Genomic DNA, 17352 nt, shown 5'->3' with positions numbered 1-17352 from the left:
AAACAGAGACTCTTGATAAAACAAAGGCTCCTCATTTGAGGTAATGCCGATCGTTTAAGAAGACTTGAACGATCTTGCAGTTAGCAGATAATCCCCATCAACAACGTTGATGGGGATTTTTTTATGCTTGAACAAGAATTAGCAATGGCACACGAGACCATTGAAGATGCCGACAATTATGAATCTGTCGTCGACGCCATTCAGATTGAGTGGATAGAACAAGCTCTTCTTGAAACCAATAAAGCGAGCATAAGACGACGTCGGCTTCCCGCTCAGCAAGCTGTCTGGTTAGTTATTTGGATGGGGCTGCAACGCAACATGTCTATCAAAGAGGTATGCAGTTCATTAGACATTGCGCTTCAGCCTAAACCTGAAGATAGCTGGTCTCGTGTTGCACCTAGTGTCCTAACTGATTCACGCCGACGTCTAGATGAGAGTCCATTAGCGGCTCTGTTTCACACAACGGTAAAGGCTTGGAACGGAGATATCCTTCAACAAGATAAAGACTTGGAGCTTAATGTTCTTGCTGTGGATGGAACAACATTTAGGTGCCAAGATTCCCCAGAGAACGCTGAAGAATTTGGGTTCATCTCTAAAAAATTGAAACCTTACCCTCAACTTCGTTTAGTCGCTTTGATGTCAACAGAAACTCGAATGATTATGGGGGCGGCTTTTGATGGCTGTCATGTCGGTGAAACGACCTTAGCTAAGCGTCTATTCAATGATATCCCCGCACATTCATTGACCTTATTTGATCGTTGTTATTTCTCGGCAGACCTCTTGTTGTCGTGGCAAGAGAGTGCGGAAAATGCTCACTGGTTAATGCCGGCAAAACGTAAGCTACGCTATGAAGTGTTGGAGAAATATGCGGAGAACGACATGCTCATCTCAATGCCCATATCTCCTCAAGCTCAACGGCAGAATCCGAATTTACCCGCACGTTGGGAAGCTAGATTAGTCCTATATCAAGAGCCAAAAGGTGAGATAAAAGGTTTTATTACTTCACTTACAGACCCTAGTAGATACTCGCTAGAAAGCCTGCTGCGTATTTATTGGCAACGCTGGGAGATAGAAGAAGGTTATGGTGAAATTAAACAGACTCAACTGCAAAGTCACGTCACTTTACGAAGTCGTTTTTCTGCCGGTGTGAAGCAAGAGCTTTGGGGCGTATTACTTGCCTATAACTTAGTGCGATTAGAGATGGTTAAGATAGCTTCAGAAGCCGGGGTTCGAGCGACTAGGGTCAGTTTTACCGCCGCAATTAACCTTATTGATGCGCAATTACGTTGGTTAGCTTTAAGCCCAGACGGAACTCTACCTGTAAAACTGAAAAGGATGAGAGACAGTTTGAGTCACTTCATTCTTCCAGATAAAAGAAAGGACCGAACGTTTCCACGTTCAGTCCTCTTTGTCCCAGCCAAATATCCGTTCAGGTTCAAGCAATAATGCTTATCCGAACGGCATTACCTCATTTGAGGAGCCTTTTTTAATGAATCACCAATACTCTCTGACCAAAACAATCCCCCACGGTTACCTTTTGTTTACCTCTCCTCCTTTACTGTCCTTGATAAGAAAAATGAACAACAAGGAAAGAGCATGAAATTATTCGCTTCAATACTCACGACTGTCGGTATTACTGGCGCAGTTTGGGGGCTATTACATATTCAGCCCGCGATTGCGGATGCCTCAACCGAGCAGCCCATCAAAATGGCATCAACGGTTGAAACTTCAATAACTAAGCCTGTCAAGGCAAAGCCACAGGTCACGACAAACACGCAACCTATTGCTTCTCAATCTACACAAACGACCAATCTACAAGGCTTAAGCAAAACCATTCCTTTAGAGGCCGTGCCTGAACTGTGGGTCGATTTCTATCAAAACCTAGAAACAAATGATGAGGAGATCGCACAACAACAAGTCATCGTTATCTATCAAGACATCAGCTTAGATTTCAGCGAAGCCACAATCACGATTGGCTTCCCGACTCAGCAATCAAAATCAAATAAAAACAAACCCTTAATTAATATTCCGAGCAAAACCCAAGGCACACTTCTGCTAAGTAACGGCGAACATACTGAACAGGAATTAGCACAAGCTTGGGAAGGTATCGCGATTTTAAAAGAAGTGGACATGGTTATAGAACACCACCAACTCAATCAGCATGGGTTGCCAGATTCTAGCGAGTTATACGTCTATTATAAGAACAACCAGTAAAGGATTTAGTTATGGATTTCACTTTGGATAGCATTGGGAGCTTTCTCTCTCAAACATTCACAGAAACAAGCATCATCCTTACCGAGACTTGGGTCGATGACAACTTTCTACTGCTTGCTCTGGCTCTGTTTATCTTTGAGCTTATCCGCTATGCCTTTAAGAAAAAGCTCAGCTGGAATATGTTGGGAGACAGCGCGACTAACTTAGTCACTTTGTTCTTCTTGTTGGTTACCCTTTTCTTCGTCGGGTTAGCTTATGTTGGTGCGTTTGTTTACGCCTACGAGAACTTCAGCCTAACTCAACTGCCAATATCCGGTTGGACAATTCTTGGTTGCTTGATCTTGGCCGATCTCGCTTACTACTGGGAACACAGATTCTTGCACAGCAACGGTTTAGCTTGGGGAACGCACTCGGTTCACCATAGCTCGCCTTACTTTAATATCTCGGTCGCTTACCGCTTTGGGCCTTTAGATTGGTTCTTCCCGTTCTTCTTTCATTTGCCGCTAATTCTGCTGGGTTTCAATCCGTTTGTGGTTCTAATGTGTGAAACCTTTGTTCAACTGTTTCAAACACTGCTGCACACTGAAACCGTTAAACGACTACCCCGCCCTGTTGAAGCGGTGTTTAATACGCCTTCACACCACAGAGTGCATCACGCGACCAACAAGCAGTATCTTGATAAGAACTATGCTGGGATCTTTATTATTTGGGATCGTATGTTCGGCACTTTCACCAAAGAAGAGGAAGAAGTCAGATATGGTGTGTTCCCAAGAATCAACTCTGTGAACCCATTTAAGGTATATTTCCACGGCTACGTTAAACTGTGCCAACAATTATGGCACGCGCCAAATTGGAACTACCGACTACAGCTTCTTATTCAGCCGCCTATCTGGGCTTGGAAAAGAGAACGAGAAACAAAGTAAGGACACTTATGAGCATTAACGCCTTGTTGATTGAAGACGACAGCGACTTGGCAGAAGCCATTGCAGACTATATGGAACTCGACGGTTTCGAATTCGATTTTGCTTACAATGGCAGTGCTGGGCTCAATCTTGCGCTAGAGGGGCGTTATGACATCATCTTAACGGACATCAACATGCCTAAAATGGATGGGCTTGATGTCTGCCAATCTCTTAGGAAGCAAGGCGTGACCACTCCGATTCTCATGTTAACGGCAAGAGACACGTTAGAAGACAAGATCGCGGGGTTCGAGGTCGGTTCGGATGACTATCTAGTGAAGCCTTTTGCGATGGAAGAACTCAAAGTACGGCTGATGGCGCTGATACGTCGCTCTCAAGGTTCGGTGACGTCTCTGTCTGTGGCAGATCTCAAGCTGGACTTAGACAAGCACCAAGCTGTTAGAGACGGCAAGCTATTGAAGCTCTCCCCAGTTTGTTGGCGAATGCTCGTGATGTTAGTGCGAAACAGCCCTAACGTGGTGAGCAAAGCCAAGCTTGAAGAAGCATGGGAAGACGAAATGCCAAGCTCTGATAGCATGAAAGCGCACCTGTTTAAGCTTCGACAAGTGGTTGATGCGCCCTTTGACTCAAAACTAATTCACACGGTTCATGGCATTGGTGTTGTCTTACATGGGGAGTCATCATGAAGCACCCGAACATGAATCGAGTCAGTATCAAGCGTGATATCTACCTCTACTTATTTGGCATCGTCGTATTACTCACTGCCATCTACAGCTTGATGGTATCTCAGAGCTATCATATTGGTCTCAATGAATCGGCAAAATATGGATTCTTATATGAGCTGGAAGTGGCAGAGCAGCAATACATCGAAACAGGGCAACTGCCAGACTACCAAAACCCAACATTCCAAGCCTTTCTAAGTTATTCAGATCTGCCCGTTAAGTTTCAACAAACCTTTGATTGGAAAGCGTTTGATAACGACGCAATTTATGAACACTACGAGCAATCACCTAACAATGATTCAGGCCAATACCTCTATGCCGCCAAGCATCCGATATCAGGTAGCGACGAAGCGTTATACATCATTTCTGAATACGACGAAGCCATCTACTTGAATCTATTCGAGCTCAACCCTCCTGATTCTGTAGCTCAAATTAACAACGCCTTTATCGCTATCGGCGCCTTATTGCTCTTGGTGTTCTTGATCATTCGCCTTTTGATACACAGAATCACCAAACCGATTATTACCTTATCAAAATGGTCTGAATCTCTGGATGTGGACAAGACTGAAGGTCTGACTCAGTTTCGATATAAAGAGATCGATCAGTTAGCTTCCCAACTAATTAAAAGCGTTCAAGGTGAACGCCAAGCCAATGAACGTGAAAGCTTTTTCTTAAGAGCAGCCAGCCACGAATTAAGAACACCGATCGCCACTATTTCAGCCAGCGGCGATATGCTGGTTCGGTTGTCTGAAAGCATTCCCAACAGCGGCCAACGTGCCGTCGCACGAATCCAACGTTCAGCCACCAGCATGAAAGCCTTGGTAACGACTCTGTTGTGGATGAGTCGTAATAGCGAAATGGAAACCAACTATGAGCAAATCAAGCTGACTCCCCTGCTCAACAACATCATCGAAAGCCAACGTTACCTTCTCAAAAACAAAGAAGTAGAGATCCACACCAAGGTCGACCAAGGCGAACACTCCCTTCCCCGAGAGTTAACAGAGGTTATGCTCACCAACTTGGTCCGAAATGCATTTCAACATGGTGGTAGCGGAGATATCAGAATCACACTGACAGAACATCAGTTTGAGGTAACCAATCGTTTGGAAGATGAAAACCTAGCAAACGACTCTGAACAACAAACCTCTTTTGGTATCGGCCTAGAGCTCATTGATCGCGTTTGTCAGAACCAAGGTTGGCAGTTTACTCATCAAGTTCACAACAATGAGTTCATCGTCAAAGTCATGCTATAGCGATTTTCTAAATGGTTATTGGATGGTGACCAAAAGTTTACCCTCACTTGGTTATGCTAGTCGCACAATCTAGTTAGGAGTTATTTTATGGGTACTTGGATTTTAGAAACACTGTTATGGGCTGTGGTAACCGTGGCGGTTTGTGTCGCGATTTGGGGACTGTACTTACCTAATATATTGATCGCATTAGGTGTGTCGGTAGCGGTATCACTGTTATTGGGGAATAGCTGGAGAAGCTAGAATTTAGGCAAGAAGACAATGAGCAAAACGAGGTGTGCACCGACACACCCGACAGCACCTAAATTACTAAATTACTAAATTACTAAGTTACTAAGTACGCTTATTAGCTACACACTGTCGGGCGCAGAATTAAAATTAGCTAGTCAGCGTATCTTCGAATACACCCAGCTCACGACCAAGCCATGTCGCTCTTACTGTGTGATCCAAAGTTTCTTCACCGCCAGTCACAGGGTGAATCAACACCGACATATCACCGCGTTCTTGCTCAAGCCATTCAACAATACCCGACTCTTTGTTAGCAAAATGAATCTCGAACATTGGCATCTTATGTGGGCCAACCAAACGCTGTATTAATGGGAAAGTCTCTAACACATCTTTACGTTCCGATAGAATTTTCTGACGCAGTGTTTCTGCCTGCTCTGCAAAGCGCAGAGGGAAATAAATATGACCGTGGTACATGGCACCATCCTTTAGAATTATGATGTCGCGATTTTATACCTAAACTGCCTTTAATAGCTAAATCTAAATATAATATGCCAGCGCTATCGGTTCTAAACAGAGAAAGCGCCATGGTCTTGTTAACGTCAGGTTCGTTGCCTCCAAGTTAAACCTTAGAGGCCTTTTCCTAACCACAAGCTCGTGTCGAACTATCAGTACAAGTGCTTCTAATCAACTTCATCACAATATTAAACATCACCCCCACCAAAAACAGCGTGATGACAATGCTGGCGCCACTTGGCAAATCGTAATAAGCCGACACCGCTAAGCCCGATAAAATACCGACAGTGCCAACCCCAATACTCGCGATAAAGAAGCGAACGCCGTTATACGCAGCTGCACATAACGCAGGTATCACCAGTAACGCAAACTCCAAATATATCCCAGTCAGCTTTACGGTGATCGGCATCAAAATAGCGAAGATAAGATAAAAGCCACTTCCCTGCATAAATTCAGGCTTTACGCTAATCAACACCAACATCGCGGTCGTGATTATTGCCAATGGCCAGACATCATCCCAGGTAGACCACAATAGCTGCCCGTTGAGAATGCCTTGAATAAAATCGGCGCCATGAGGATCTTTGCTGACCAATAGAATCGCTAATGAAGCCGATACCACAAACAAACTTCCTATCATTGGTTCTAAGTGTTGTTTATAACGCTTTTCCATTAACGCAATTAATCCGCATAGCAACAATGACATGATCCACGGGCCAATCATCTCTGCAAACCAAGAGCCGCTAAACTGTGCATATCGGCTCAACCAATAGTGACTCAAAGCGGCGCCAAGGGCAGCCACTTGCGCGACAGCGAGATCAATAAAGATGATCTGGCGCTTGAGGACTTGCTCCCCAAGCACAATGTTGCCGACTAATGCAATTAATCCACACAATACCGCAGGTGCCAACCAACCATATTCATTCAACATTATGATCTCGTTGATGTGTCTGGGTTAACGAGCGTTCTAAGCAATTCATCAATGACTTGATCGTACATTTGGTCAAGGTTCTGACCTTCTGCAACCGTCAATGGTAGCTGTATCGTAGGCTTGTTGATTTGCTGGTTAAGCCAATTAGCAGGACGTTGGTCTTGGTGTGATGAATACACAATCGCATCAAACGAAGCAGGATCCAACTTGGTCAATGATTGTAAATGTGACGTAGTCGGTGATATCCCAGGCTTAGGTTCTAAATCAGCAATTTGCGCCATATCTAACCAGTCAAAGAGGTAACGATATGTAGCATGATACCCGACCACTTTTTTACCTTGTAACGGCTCTGCTTTCGCTTCCCACTCTGCCAATTTATTACGCCAGTTGGCACGAAACTTCATTCCATTTCGCATGTAGATATGTGCATTGTCAGGATCAAGCAGTTGTAAACGCTTGGTGACCTCTCTCGATATAGGAATCATATATTCAGCAGCAAACTGAACATGTGGGTTTCCGTGAGCATGGATGTCTCCCATGCTTCGATCGACATGGTCATGGGTATCAAGCATACCTACCATATCGCTCGCGTATAACATGGTGGGCGCGCTATCTTGAACCGCAGGATTACCACTGCGTACTTGCAGCATTGGTAACCAGCCTACTTCTAATTCAGACCCTGAACACATTGCCATATCTGCTTGACGCATTTTGGCAATAAGTGATGGTCTTGCTTGAACATAGTGCGGGTCTTGCTTAGCCGTAGTCGCCGAATAGATGTTGGCATCAGGAGCGTGACTATGAACAAGTGCTTGCCATTCAGGCTCACAAACGAAAATATTCAACGCCATTGCAGGCGAAGATACCATTATAGATGAGGATACAATGGCAACACCCGTTGCCATTGTAAGTAGGAGTTTCCTAGAATGCATGAGCACCGTGCGCCCCAAAGGTCATCACATACTGAAGGGTAAATACGTTATCTGTCTCTTTACTTTGGTTTTCAACGCGAGAGTATTGCGCTCTAACTGTACCAAAATGAGATGAATCCCAAGCGATCATTGCATCTGCTTCTTTGTCGTTCATTGCAGTAAAGTGCATGTGGTCACCATGTGCGTGTCCATCATAGCTTTCTGCTTCACCGTAACGCAAGCCAGCAGACCAGCTTGGGCTAAATCGGTAGACACCCGATACATAGTAGCCTGCTAGTGTATCTGGTGATTCTGCGTCATTTTTGAATTTGTCATCGACGATGCCATCTAACAACATGTATTCAGCAGCAAGCGTGAAGTTTTGGTATTTGTAGTTACCGTTTGGAGCCCACTTCCATACAAAGTCAGCACCGTATAAGTTTGAGCCCGTTACCGCCGCGCCGTGGCTATGATCGTGGTCGTGGTCATGCCCGTGATCATGCTCTCCAAACTCACGAACTTTACCGTTTTCATTTCGTAAGTAGCTCAAACCAAACTGCCAGCTTGATGACTCTGAAAAGTCGTCACCCAGCTTAAGAGTTGTAGTGTAAACACCCACATCAGAGCCATCATCAACAGACGACATCTTACTACCACTTAGCGCTTCAACACCGAACTTCACATACAGATCTGTAGGAAGAACGATGTTTGCACGAACACCATCATCGTAATAATGAGAGCCTAAAAATGTACGGTAAGCGGCAGGACGCTCAACAAAGCTATCGGTATGCATATGTTGGTTATTTAGGTAGCCGAAATCAGACAAGAAACGACCACCTCGAATGCTTAAACCGTAAGGCATCGTCAGTGTTTCAATGAAAGCTTCCTCGAGCAGTAATTCAGTCTCATCATCGTGAGTTTCAATAACCGTAGTCAAAGAGCCATAAAACTTATCATCGATATTCGCAGACATGTTCAGTTCTGTATGACCAAGACCAAAGCCTTCGCCGCGCTCTGAGTTATTACGTTGACCGTCTTGATAATACCCATCAAGAACGACACCAATTTGAGGGTTCGACAACGTGTCGGCAAAAACAGGGGAAACGAGAATGCTACCAACCGCTAGAGAAACCAATTTTTTATTCACAACTTTTTCCTTTCTAAGATACATCACCAATTAATTTATTGTTATGTTATAACATTACAATAAATAGTTAATCGTTGAAATGTAATAAAGTATGAAATAACTCTAATAACAGGGTATTAAACAGGGTAAAAGCCATTAATATTCAATTACATAAATAAAAACAGCAATTGACAAGTGAAAGCGAATAGTAACTGTATTTATCGAAAGGCTGATATAAGGAAGGAATGATTCGATGGAACAAAAAACTAGAGTTTGAGTTAACGTTGGCCGCTAAAACAAACTCTAGGATACTGGTGTCGACTATCGTTTTAAAATCACTACGGGCGTAGCTTTAAAACACGGTCAATGTCTTCTGCAGAATGGCGCTCTGGTACTTGCTCCCACTCTTCGCCAAATGAACGGTTAACCACTCGACCGCGCTGGAAACCTTCGCGCGCTTCTAGTTGCTTCGCCCAGCGAACTACGTTGGCGTAAGACTCAACTTGAAGGAATTCAGCGGCATCATATGTTTTACCTAGTACAAGGTTGCCATACCAAGGCCAAATCGCGATATCTGCGACACTAAGCTCTTCGCCTGCCACATACGTGTTATTCGCTAACTGTTTGTCTAATACATCTAGTTGACGCTTCACTTCCATCGCAAAACGGTTAATTGGGTATTCTTGCTTTTCATCGGCGTAAGCATAGAAGTGGCCAAAGCCACCACCTAGGAATGGTGCAGAGCCTTGCGCCCAGAACAACCAATTTAATGTTTGAGTGCGAGCTGCGCCCTCTTTCGGTAAAAAGTGACCAAACTTTTCGGCCAAGTGCATCAAGATGGATGCCGATTCAAAGACATTCACATCTTCGTCACCAGACTTATCAACAAGTGCTGGTATTTTCGAATTCGGGTTTACACCAACAAAGCCAGAAGAGAACTGATCCGCCTCACCAATGTTGATCAAGTACGCATCATATTCAGCTTCTTTAACACCTGCCGCTAACAACTCTTCCAGCAAGATAGTGACTTTTTGACCGTTAGGTGTACCAAGGGAATACAATTGAAAAGCATGATCACCAACAGGAAGCTCTTTATCAAAGCGAGCGCCAGATTCAGGACTATTGATATTTGCCCACTTGTTACCACCATCAGTATCGTTAACCCAAACTTTTGGCGGTGTGTATTGTTCTGACATGATATTTCCTTATTAATATAGGGTAGCTTTAACTGATATTAGGTCACGCTCCCTTGGTTAAAACCCCTAAATACAATTTCTTTTCAAACTGTTAAGCATGGCTTATTCCAGAAAGACATAACCTGCTTTATGAGATAGTACACGTAAAAGATAAGTGCTCAATCAAACCTAAGCCCTATATAGGTTAGTACGACACGTGATTTAGTCACGACATTCCTACAGCTTCCAGAAAGCTGTGATAAAATCGGGAGATTACAATTGATAAGGATTTGGCAATGTCTTCTGATTACACAGGCTCGAGTGCAGCGTACGCTCGCCAAGAGAAAGGCTACCGCGAAAAGGCACTAAAACTGTACCCATGGGTTTGTGGTAAATGTGCACGTGAATTTGTTTACTCAAACTTGAGAGAGCTTACCGTTCACCACGTGGATCACGACCATACAAACAACCCTGAAGATGGCAGCAACTGGGAACTACTGTGCTTGTACTGTCACGATCATGAGCATTCAAAATACACAGACCATGACCGTTACGGCGTTGATGCCAAGGCTCGTTTAGACGACCATCAATCAGCAACGCACAATCCCTTTGCCGATCTAGCGAAGTTGATGAAGAAGTAACACGCGTTAAGACCTGTATTTGCTAGATGATAGCGGCTAGATACTAGATAAATAACAAGAAACCCCAGTATGTCACCATACTGGGGTTTCTTTTATCTGCCTTATAGCTAGAGTTCACTCAAGTTAAGGCCAGATCAAAAAGAGCCTTCCGAAGAAAGCTCTTTTTAGAATTCTGTATTAGTTCTGCAATTATGCAGCCGCTTGCTTGCGAGAGTCTTCTACCTGCTTAGCGCGCTTTTTTAGCGTCAACTTATCGCGGTATGCAAACCAAACGTAAGACACAACCACTAAGAAGAACAGGTATGACAATGAGAAAATGAACGGCGATTGAATGATATCGTTCGAGATACCCCAAGAAACACCGACAACTGTCACTGCAATTTTCGCGAAAAAGCCACACATCAATAACATTAGAGCTAACTGTGGGAAACGCGTGCTACGGAAAGCTAACCAATAGCAACTACCCACTGCCAATGCAGCAATATAGAAGCCAAACAAGAAAGAGTGGATATGGTCAGCTGCCGCTACACCACCAGAAATTGACATCAATAGAATTAAAAACAGTTTCATAATACTCGCCTCGCCATAAGTTGGAAACGCATCCTTTCAAATTTGGAATCTCAGTTTGCGTACTATTTTCCCACTTTTTTTCAACAACACAACCCCTCCAATCGAACAAAATGTAAGCAAAGGTACCGCCAAAAACCGCCCATAACAACTGGTTAACATTTTGTTTTTAATAAAACTTCGTTACTCCTTGTCTCATATGGACAAAGCTCCACTTCGATTTATTTTGTTACACAAAATTAACCTTAGAAAATAATTAAAATAATTCGTAACTCTGTGATATCCGCACGGAATACGTGGAAATTCAGAAATACTTATCGAAGAACACCTTTAAAAATAGGATCGCCACGTTAAAAAGAACAAAACAGAAAGGTATTAAATACAATTGCAAAACCAATAAAAAACAACTTATTAACAAGTTTGAGTTTATTTACCAAAAATGGAAAAAGAGATTCCAATCACATTTTTATTGGTTATAATCCGCGCTCTTTTGCGCTGTCTGTTGATAAACGCAAACTAATTTTGAAGAAACAATCACAATAACCCGTCTTTAGTTAAGTGGCTCACCACTAACCAACGACAAAACTGAGAATAAAAATGAGCAAGATTGATAAAGCATCACGTATCCTGCTAGCAGGCTTCTGTATCAACCTTTGTCTTGGCATCCTGTATGCTTGGAGTGTATTTAACAAGGCGCTAGTCACCGAAGCTGGTTGGAGTGCTGCTGAAGCATCTGCACCTTACGCTATTGCAACTATCACATTCTCTGTTTGTCTTCTTGTTGCAGGCATCCTACAAGACCGTATGGGCCCACGTAAGATCCTTATTCTTGGTACAGCGCTTACTGGCCTCGGTATGATTGCTTCTGGTTTCGCTACGACTCCTATGATGCTAAACCTAACGTTTGGTGTGATGACAGGTGCTGGTATCGGCTTTGGCTACGCATGTCTTTCGCCATCAGCAATGAAATGGTTCCATTCTTCTAAGAAAGGGATGGTTAACGGTCTAATCGCTGCAGGTTTTGGTCTTGCTGCTATTTACCTAGCGCCACTCACTTCTGCGCTAATCGACAGCATGGGTATCCAAACAAGCTTTATGATTCTTGGTGCCGGCGTACTTGCGATTGCAGTACCTCTAGCAGCAACAATCAACAACCCACCAGCGGATTACACGCCAGCTGAGCCTAAAGTAAAAGCAGGCCAAGCACCTAAAGCAGTTAAGAAGACTGAAGACCTAACGTGGAAAGTAATGCTGAAGACTCCTCAGTTCTACTCTCTATGGATCATGTACGCATTTGCTGCTTCTGTTGGTCTCATGATCATCGGTAACATCACTACGATTGCTAGCGTTCAAGCGAACCTACCAAACGCAGTTTACCTAGCGTCTATCCTTGCTGTATTCAACTCAGGCGGCCGTGTTGCTGCGGGTATGCTTGCAGATAAAATCGGTGGCGTACGTACTCTACTTCTAGCGTTCATCCTTCAAGGCGCGAACATGGCTCTATTCGCTACGTTCAACTCTGAATTCACGCTAATCATTGGTACGGCTATCGCAGCTGTTGGTTACGGTACGCTTCTAGCAGTATTCCCAACATTGACTGCTGAGTTCTACGGCCTGAAAAACTACGGTACTAACTACGGCGTGCTTTACACGGCATGGGGTATCGGCGGCGCTATCGGTGCAGCAGTTGTTGGTTACTCAATGACAAACGGCGAAGGTTACGGCCTAGCTTACACAATCTCTGCAGCTATGATGGCAGTGTGTATTGTTCTTGCAATCATCACGAAGCCAATCTCTGAAGCTAAAGTTTCTGAACTAAAAGCATCTCAAGCTTAATCATCAGAAAAAATTGAATTTGTTACTGAAGAGCTTAACCTTAGGGTTAGGCTCTTTTTGTATCAAGCGACGAACCCATTGACGATAGAAACCACTCTTCAGCTCTCCTCTACTTATTATCTCGATAACTTCAATCGGTTGGTTGAACACGCTCAAACGCTCTATACCGATCTTCTAAGTGACGATGAATGTCGTTGGTTGTCCGCATACAAACGTCTTTCCGTTTCAAGCCAATGTTCAATGGTTCGTTTGCTTTCTCGTAAAGGCCGTTGGTTTCGCAGCGATAAACTCAACTATGTTGAGATCCCTGATTTAAATACCGCACTACAAGAACTAAGCACCGCAGGCTTTATTGCGTTGAGTCATCCCGCCGAACAACATGACCTTGTCATTAGCAATGTCGAACTCGGATTGCATTTACTCACTAAACCAGAGCTGTTGAGTATATTCCCCGCCCTTAAGAACCACAGAACTGCCAAGAAAGATGAGTTGTTGTTACGGCTTGAGCAACAACCTTTTGATCAATTTCAAAACCTAAACTTCGACTGTATTTACGTCGTCGAATCTCAAGTTATCGATGTATTACTGTTGCTGTTCTTTGCTAACACCTATCAAGACTTAAGCCAGTTCGTGTTAAGCGACCTTGGGCTCAATACCTTTGAGAACTACCCATTAAGCAAGCAGCGCCGCTTCTTCACTTCTAGAGATCAACTCAATCAATTACTCCAGATGCGCGATATTCAACGCTTGTATTCAGAAGGTAACCGCAAAGACCCAGAGTTTCTTGAACTCCTTTTACAATCGATACCCGCTGAATCGGGGCACAGGAGCATAGCCAGAAAACGATCGCGTTTAATCAATGATATTGCTCGCGATCTAGAACGGTTAAACCTTAACGACCAAGCTGTCTTTTGGTTCAGGCAATCTACACTTCCCCCTAGCAGAGAGCGACTTGCACGCATCTACGACAAACAAGGTGAGCTAGACTTAATGTGTGACATTGTCACGCAAATGAAAGCTACTCCATCGGATGTGTCAGAGTTAGAAGTTGCTATTAAGCTTGAAGACAGGCTACTACGGAAACAAGGACACAAAGTTCCGCGCGCTTCAAAACCAAATTGCGAACAGATAAAGCTGGAGTTAAACCTAAGCCAAACGCGAGTTGAGCTTGCGGTAAAGCAACACCTTGAAAGCCAAGGATGGGATGTTTATTTTTCTGAGAACAGTTTTCTATGTGGCTTGTTCGGCTTGGCCTTTTGGGAGGTCATTTTTTCAGATGTTGAAGGCGCCTTTATCAATCGATACCAACATCGACCTCTGGATCTATACCATTCCGATTTCGCAGACAAACGAGCCGAACAGGTCGAAGCGGTGTTTCAGACTATATCCAAGCATGGGCTGAACCACTTACTCAATATTTACGACCAAAAACACGGTATCGCCAACCCATTTGTCCATTGGAACTACTTCCCCAGATCACTCGTCGAGCACAGTATGGAGGCTATTCCCAACGCCTTGATTGTTGATCTTTTCAAAGTGATATTGAGTGATTTAAAGCTATTTAGAACTGGGATGCCCGATTTGATTGCATTCAAGGACAAAGAGTTTCATTGGATTGAAGTCAAAGGCCCCGGAGACAAACTGCAAGACAACCAATGGCGCTGGATCAAAGAGTTTGAGCGATTGTCTGTCCCTTTCTCTGTTTGTTACGTCAATCAGTAAGCCTTAGTTCGACACTCCAAACTCCAACCTTGGGTGAGTGACTCACCTCGATAAGTTGCTCAGTCCCATCAAGATCTTATCTATAAGATTGTTAGAACATGAGCATTTTCAATCATTTTCGATATAATTAGAGAAAATGCTTAATATATAAATACGTATGAATTTGAAAAAACTCTTCATTTTAGCTTTTGTTAGCGTCTTCTCAGGTTGTGCCGTCTACGCGGGTTTAAACTTCGACGACCTGTTTGGCAAACAACAAGTTCGCGATCGCCAAGCGCCTATTCTATCGGCTCAAGCACAGCACTTCATTGATGAAGTGAAGCCCATCATTGATAACCGATGTGTGGTTTGTCACGCTTGCTATGACGCACCTTGCCAGCTCAAGATGTCTTCGGTAGAAGGTATCGACCGAGGTGCGAGCAAGGCACTCGTTTATCAAGGCACCCGTTTAACCGCCTCAGCCCCTACTCGTTTGTTTGAAGATGCTTTAACCACACAAGAGTGGCGCGATGCGGATTTTCATCCAGTCCTCAACGAACGTATGCAGAATTCAACGGCTAACCTAGATGCTGGTCTTGTTTCTCGAATGTTGATCCAGAAAGAGAACCACCCACTTCCAGATCAAACCCAGCTTGAAGGTTTCGACTTTTCAACCGATCGCGACCAACAGTGCCCAACGATTGAAGAATATGCCCAATACGAGAGAGATTACCCAACTTGGGGGATGCCTTATGGGATGCCGAACTTAGATAAAACAGAATACGCGACTTTAATGAGTTGGTTAGAAAATGGCGCGTTAATGAATGACCACATTCCACTGAATAATGCGGAGCAAGAGCTCGTTAATGTCTACGAAAGCTCTCTCAATAAGAGCGACAATAAAAGCCAGCTTTCAGCACGTTACATCTATGAGCACCTGTTTCTATCGCACGTCTACTTCTCTGATTTGGCGCAGCCAACGCGTTTCTTCACCCTTGTTCGCTCTGCAACGCCTCCAGGTGAAGCGGTGCAACGCATCACGACTCGTCGCCCATACGACGATCCAAAAGTAGAACGTGTTTACTACCGCCTGATTCCAGAACAAGGCACCATCGTCGACAAAACGCACATGCCTTTCGCACTCAATAAAGAACGACTACAAAAGTGGATCACTTGGTTTGTCGATGCTAATTACTCTGTGAAACAACTCCCTAGCTACAACATTGATGTCGCAGCTAACCCTATGACTTCGTTTGAAGCGCTGCCAGTAAACTCGCGCTTCCATTTCATGTTGGACAATGCGCAAAACACCATCATGGCTTTTATCAAAGGGCCGGTGTGTCGTGGTCAACTTGCCTTGAATGTGATTAACGACCGTTTTTGGGTTTTCTTCATTGATCCAGAGAAAGCCGATTTACCAGAAATAAACGCTTTCTACGCCAGCCAGAAGAAAAACTTAAAACTACCTAGCGAGCTAAAAAGTAACACCGTACCAGCGACTAACTGGGTACGTTACTCTAAGCAACAGGCTCGATACCTAAATGCGAAATCAGACTTCACCAACCAATGGTTCGATAGTGGCGTGAACCTAGACACCGGTATAATTTGGGATGGCGATGGCATCAACCCAAATGCCGCTCTCACTATCTTTAGACACTTCGATAGCGCTTCGGTTGTTCAGGGTTTAGTTGGTTCACAGCCTAAGACAGCATGGATCCTTGATTACGCCTTACTAGAGCGCATTCATTACCTTCTTGTCGCAGGTTTCGATGTGTACGGAAACTTCGGCCACCAGCTGATTACGCGTATGTTTATGGACTTCTTGCGCCTTGAGGGTGAAAGTAACTTCTTAACCCTTCTTCCTAAAGATGTTCGCCATATTGAACACTCAAGTTGGTACAAAAACCAAAGTGCACAACTGAGCGATTACTTGCAACGCAATATCGCCCCTTTCGACCAACCAACAAGTGTGGTTTACAAAACGGCCGATCCTAAGCGTGAACTGCTCAATATGATCAAAGATAAGCTCGCACCTGTCCTCGATAGTCGTTTTGATATTGTCGAAACAGGTTTTGGTCGAAAGAACGAAGCACTGCTTAACCAAGTGAATTTGATAAAGGGAGTTGGCCTGCGTCATGTTCCTCAATTAGTGATGATCATGATTGAAGGCAAAAACGGCGAAGAACAGCTGTTCACCATGATTCACAATAATGCGCACAGCAACATTTCAAGCTTGTTTAATGAAGAAGGTAACCGCGATTACGCCAATGATGACTTAACGCTCGTACGAGGCGTTGTCGGTAGCTACCCTGCCGCTTACCTGTCTTTAACCGAGAGCGAGATACCGACTCTGGTGAAAACGCTGCAAAATTTAAACACAGAAGAAGACTACGTGGCGCTGCTGGATAAGTTTGCGGTACGACGCAGTTCTAGCGAGTTCTGGCCGTTCAGTGATCGCATACATCGTTGGTATCAACAAGATCAACCGATCGAGTTTGGGTTGTTGGATTACAACCGCTTTGAGAATAGGTAGTAAGCGATAAGCCTTAGTTCGAGCTCTTGGGCCTTGGCTTTAGCCCTTAAGACGTGGCTCTAGCTCCTAAGACTTAGCTATACAGCC

The 17352-nt window shown here is 44.1% G+C and carries 16 protein-coding genes; 10 read left to right on the top strand and 6 right to left on the bottom strand.

Annotation, left to right across the window (positions count from 1 at the left end):
* The first annotated feature begins 123 nt into the window (after nucleotides 1–123).
* From OCU90_RS18540 to OCU90_RS18515, 6 genes are all read left to right on the top strand, one after another.
* A complete protein-coding gene (locus OCU90_RS18540; RefSeq protein ID WP_009845967.1) occupies nucleotides 124–1446 on the top strand; it encodes an IS4-like element ISVbsp1 family transposase in 1323 nt (440 codons plus the stop codon).
* Nucleotides 1447–1596: 150 nt separating this feature from the next.
* Nucleotides 1597–2214: a hypothetical protein gene (locus OCU90_RS18535; protein WP_061023412.1), complete on the top strand. Its 618-nt coding sequence runs from the start codon at nucleotides 1597–1599 to the stop codon at nucleotides 2212–2214.
* 11 nt (nucleotides 2215–2225) lie between these two features.
* A complete protein-coding gene (locus OCU90_RS18530; protein ID WP_061023411.1) occupies nucleotides 2226–3137 on the top strand; it encodes a sterol desaturase family protein in 912 nt (303 codons plus the stop codon).
* A gap of 8 nt (nucleotides 3138–3145) precedes the next feature.
* Nucleotides 3146–3820, top strand: a complete 675-nt coding sequence (locus OCU90_RS18525) for a response regulator transcription factor (protein ID WP_061023409.1) — start codon at nucleotides 3146–3148, stop codon at nucleotides 3818–3820.
* Nucleotides 3817–5109, top strand: coding sequence for a sensor histidine kinase (locus OCU90_RS18520; RefSeq protein ID WP_081089985.1), 1293 nt, complete (start codon nucleotides 3817–3819; stop codon nucleotides 5107–5109). The genes OCU90_RS18525 and OCU90_RS18520 overlap by 4 nt, the downstream gene beginning before the upstream one ends.
* A gap of 87 nt (nucleotides 5110–5196) precedes the next feature.
* Nucleotides 5197–5349, top strand: coding sequence for a hypothetical protein (locus tag OCU90_RS18515; RefSeq protein WP_009844874.1), 153 nt, complete (start codon nucleotides 5197–5199; stop codon nucleotides 5347–5349).
* Between the two features lie 135 nt (nucleotides 5350–5484).
* Here the strand turns inward: OCU90_RS18515 and OCU90_RS18510 are convergent, their stop codons facing one another.
* The 5 genes from OCU90_RS18510 to yghU all read right to left on the bottom strand — a co-directional run bounded on the left by OCU90_RS18510 (nucleotide 5485) and on the right by yghU (nucleotide 10008).
* Entirely contained in the window at nucleotides 5485–5808 is a 324-nt protein-coding gene (locus OCU90_RS18510; RefSeq protein WP_017089599.1) for a DOPA 4,5-dioxygenase family protein, read from the bottom strand.
* 166 nt (nucleotides 5809–5974) lie between these two features.
* On the bottom strand, nucleotides 5975–6772 hold the full coding sequence (locus OCU90_RS18505; protein ID WP_061023429.1) for a metal ABC transporter permease: 798 nt from the start codon (nucleotides 6770–6772) through the stop codon (nucleotides 5975–5977).
* A gap of 2 nt (nucleotides 6773–6774) precedes the next feature.
* Nucleotides 6775–7680 (bottom strand): metal ABC transporter solute-binding protein, Zn/Mn family, encoded by a 906-nt coding sequence (locus OCU90_RS18500; RefSeq protein WP_099426169.1) that lies wholly within the window; start codon nucleotides 7678–7680, stop codon nucleotides 6775–6777.
* A 16-nt stretch (nucleotides 7681–7696) separates the two neighbouring features.
* Nucleotides 7697–8833: a hypothetical protein gene (locus OCU90_RS18495; protein WP_081089983.1), complete on the bottom strand. Its 1137-nt coding sequence runs from the start codon at nucleotides 8831–8833 to the stop codon at nucleotides 7697–7699.
* Nucleotides 8834–9150: 317 nt separating this feature from the next.
* Nucleotides 9151–10008 (bottom strand): glutathione-dependent disulfide-bond oxidoreductase, encoded by an 858-nt coding sequence (gene yghU / locus OCU90_RS18490; protein WP_017082522.1) that lies wholly within the window; start codon nucleotides 10006–10008, stop codon nucleotides 9151–9153.
* A 275-nt stretch (nucleotides 10009–10283) separates the two neighbouring features.
* Between yghU and OCU90_RS18485 the strand changes: the two genes are divergently transcribed.
* Complete coding sequence (locus OCU90_RS18485; RefSeq protein ID WP_004730279.1) at nucleotides 10284–10628, top strand: YajD family HNH nuclease; 345 nt, start codon at nucleotides 10284–10286, stop codon at nucleotides 10626–10628.
* Between the two features lie 189 nt (nucleotides 10629–10817).
* Here OCU90_RS18485 and OCU90_RS18480 read toward each other — a convergent pair whose 3' ends face one another.
* Nucleotides 10818–11198, bottom strand: coding sequence for a hypothetical protein (locus OCU90_RS18480; protein ID WP_004730275.1), 381 nt, complete (start codon nucleotides 11196–11198; stop codon nucleotides 10818–10820).
* A gap of 594 nt (nucleotides 11199–11792) precedes the next feature.
* Here OCU90_RS18480 and OCU90_RS18475 point away from each other — a divergent pair.
* The 3 genes from OCU90_RS18475 to OCU90_RS18465 all read left to right on the top strand — a co-directional run bounded on the left by OCU90_RS18475 (nucleotide 11793) and on the right by OCU90_RS18465 (nucleotide 17265).
* Nucleotides 11793–13031, top strand: coding sequence for an L-lactate MFS transporter (locus tag OCU90_RS18475; protein WP_061023403.1), 1239 nt, complete (start codon nucleotides 11793–11795; stop codon nucleotides 13029–13031).
* A 57-nt stretch (nucleotides 13032–13088) separates the two neighbouring features.
* Nucleotides 13089–14753, top strand: coding sequence for a VRR-NUC domain-containing protein (locus OCU90_RS18470; RefSeq protein WP_061023401.1), 1665 nt, complete (start codon nucleotides 13089–13091; stop codon nucleotides 14751–14753).
* A gap of 157 nt (nucleotides 14754–14910) precedes the next feature.
* Nucleotides 14911–17265: a fatty acid cis/trans isomerase gene (locus tag OCU90_RS18465; RefSeq protein ID WP_061023399.1), complete on the top strand. Its 2355-nt coding sequence runs from the start codon at nucleotides 14911–14913 to the stop codon at nucleotides 17263–17265.
* Nucleotides 17266–17352: the final 87 nt, after the last annotated feature.

It is taken from the genome of Vibrio splendidus (genome assembly GCF_024347615.1).
In the GTDB taxonomy this organism is placed as follows: domain Bacteria; phylum Pseudomonadota; class Gammaproteobacteria; order Enterobacterales; family Vibrionaceae; genus Vibrio; species Vibrio splendidus.
The sequence above is the reverse complement of the archived record's forward strand: the minus strand, read 5'-3'. Positions and strand labels throughout refer to the sequence as shown.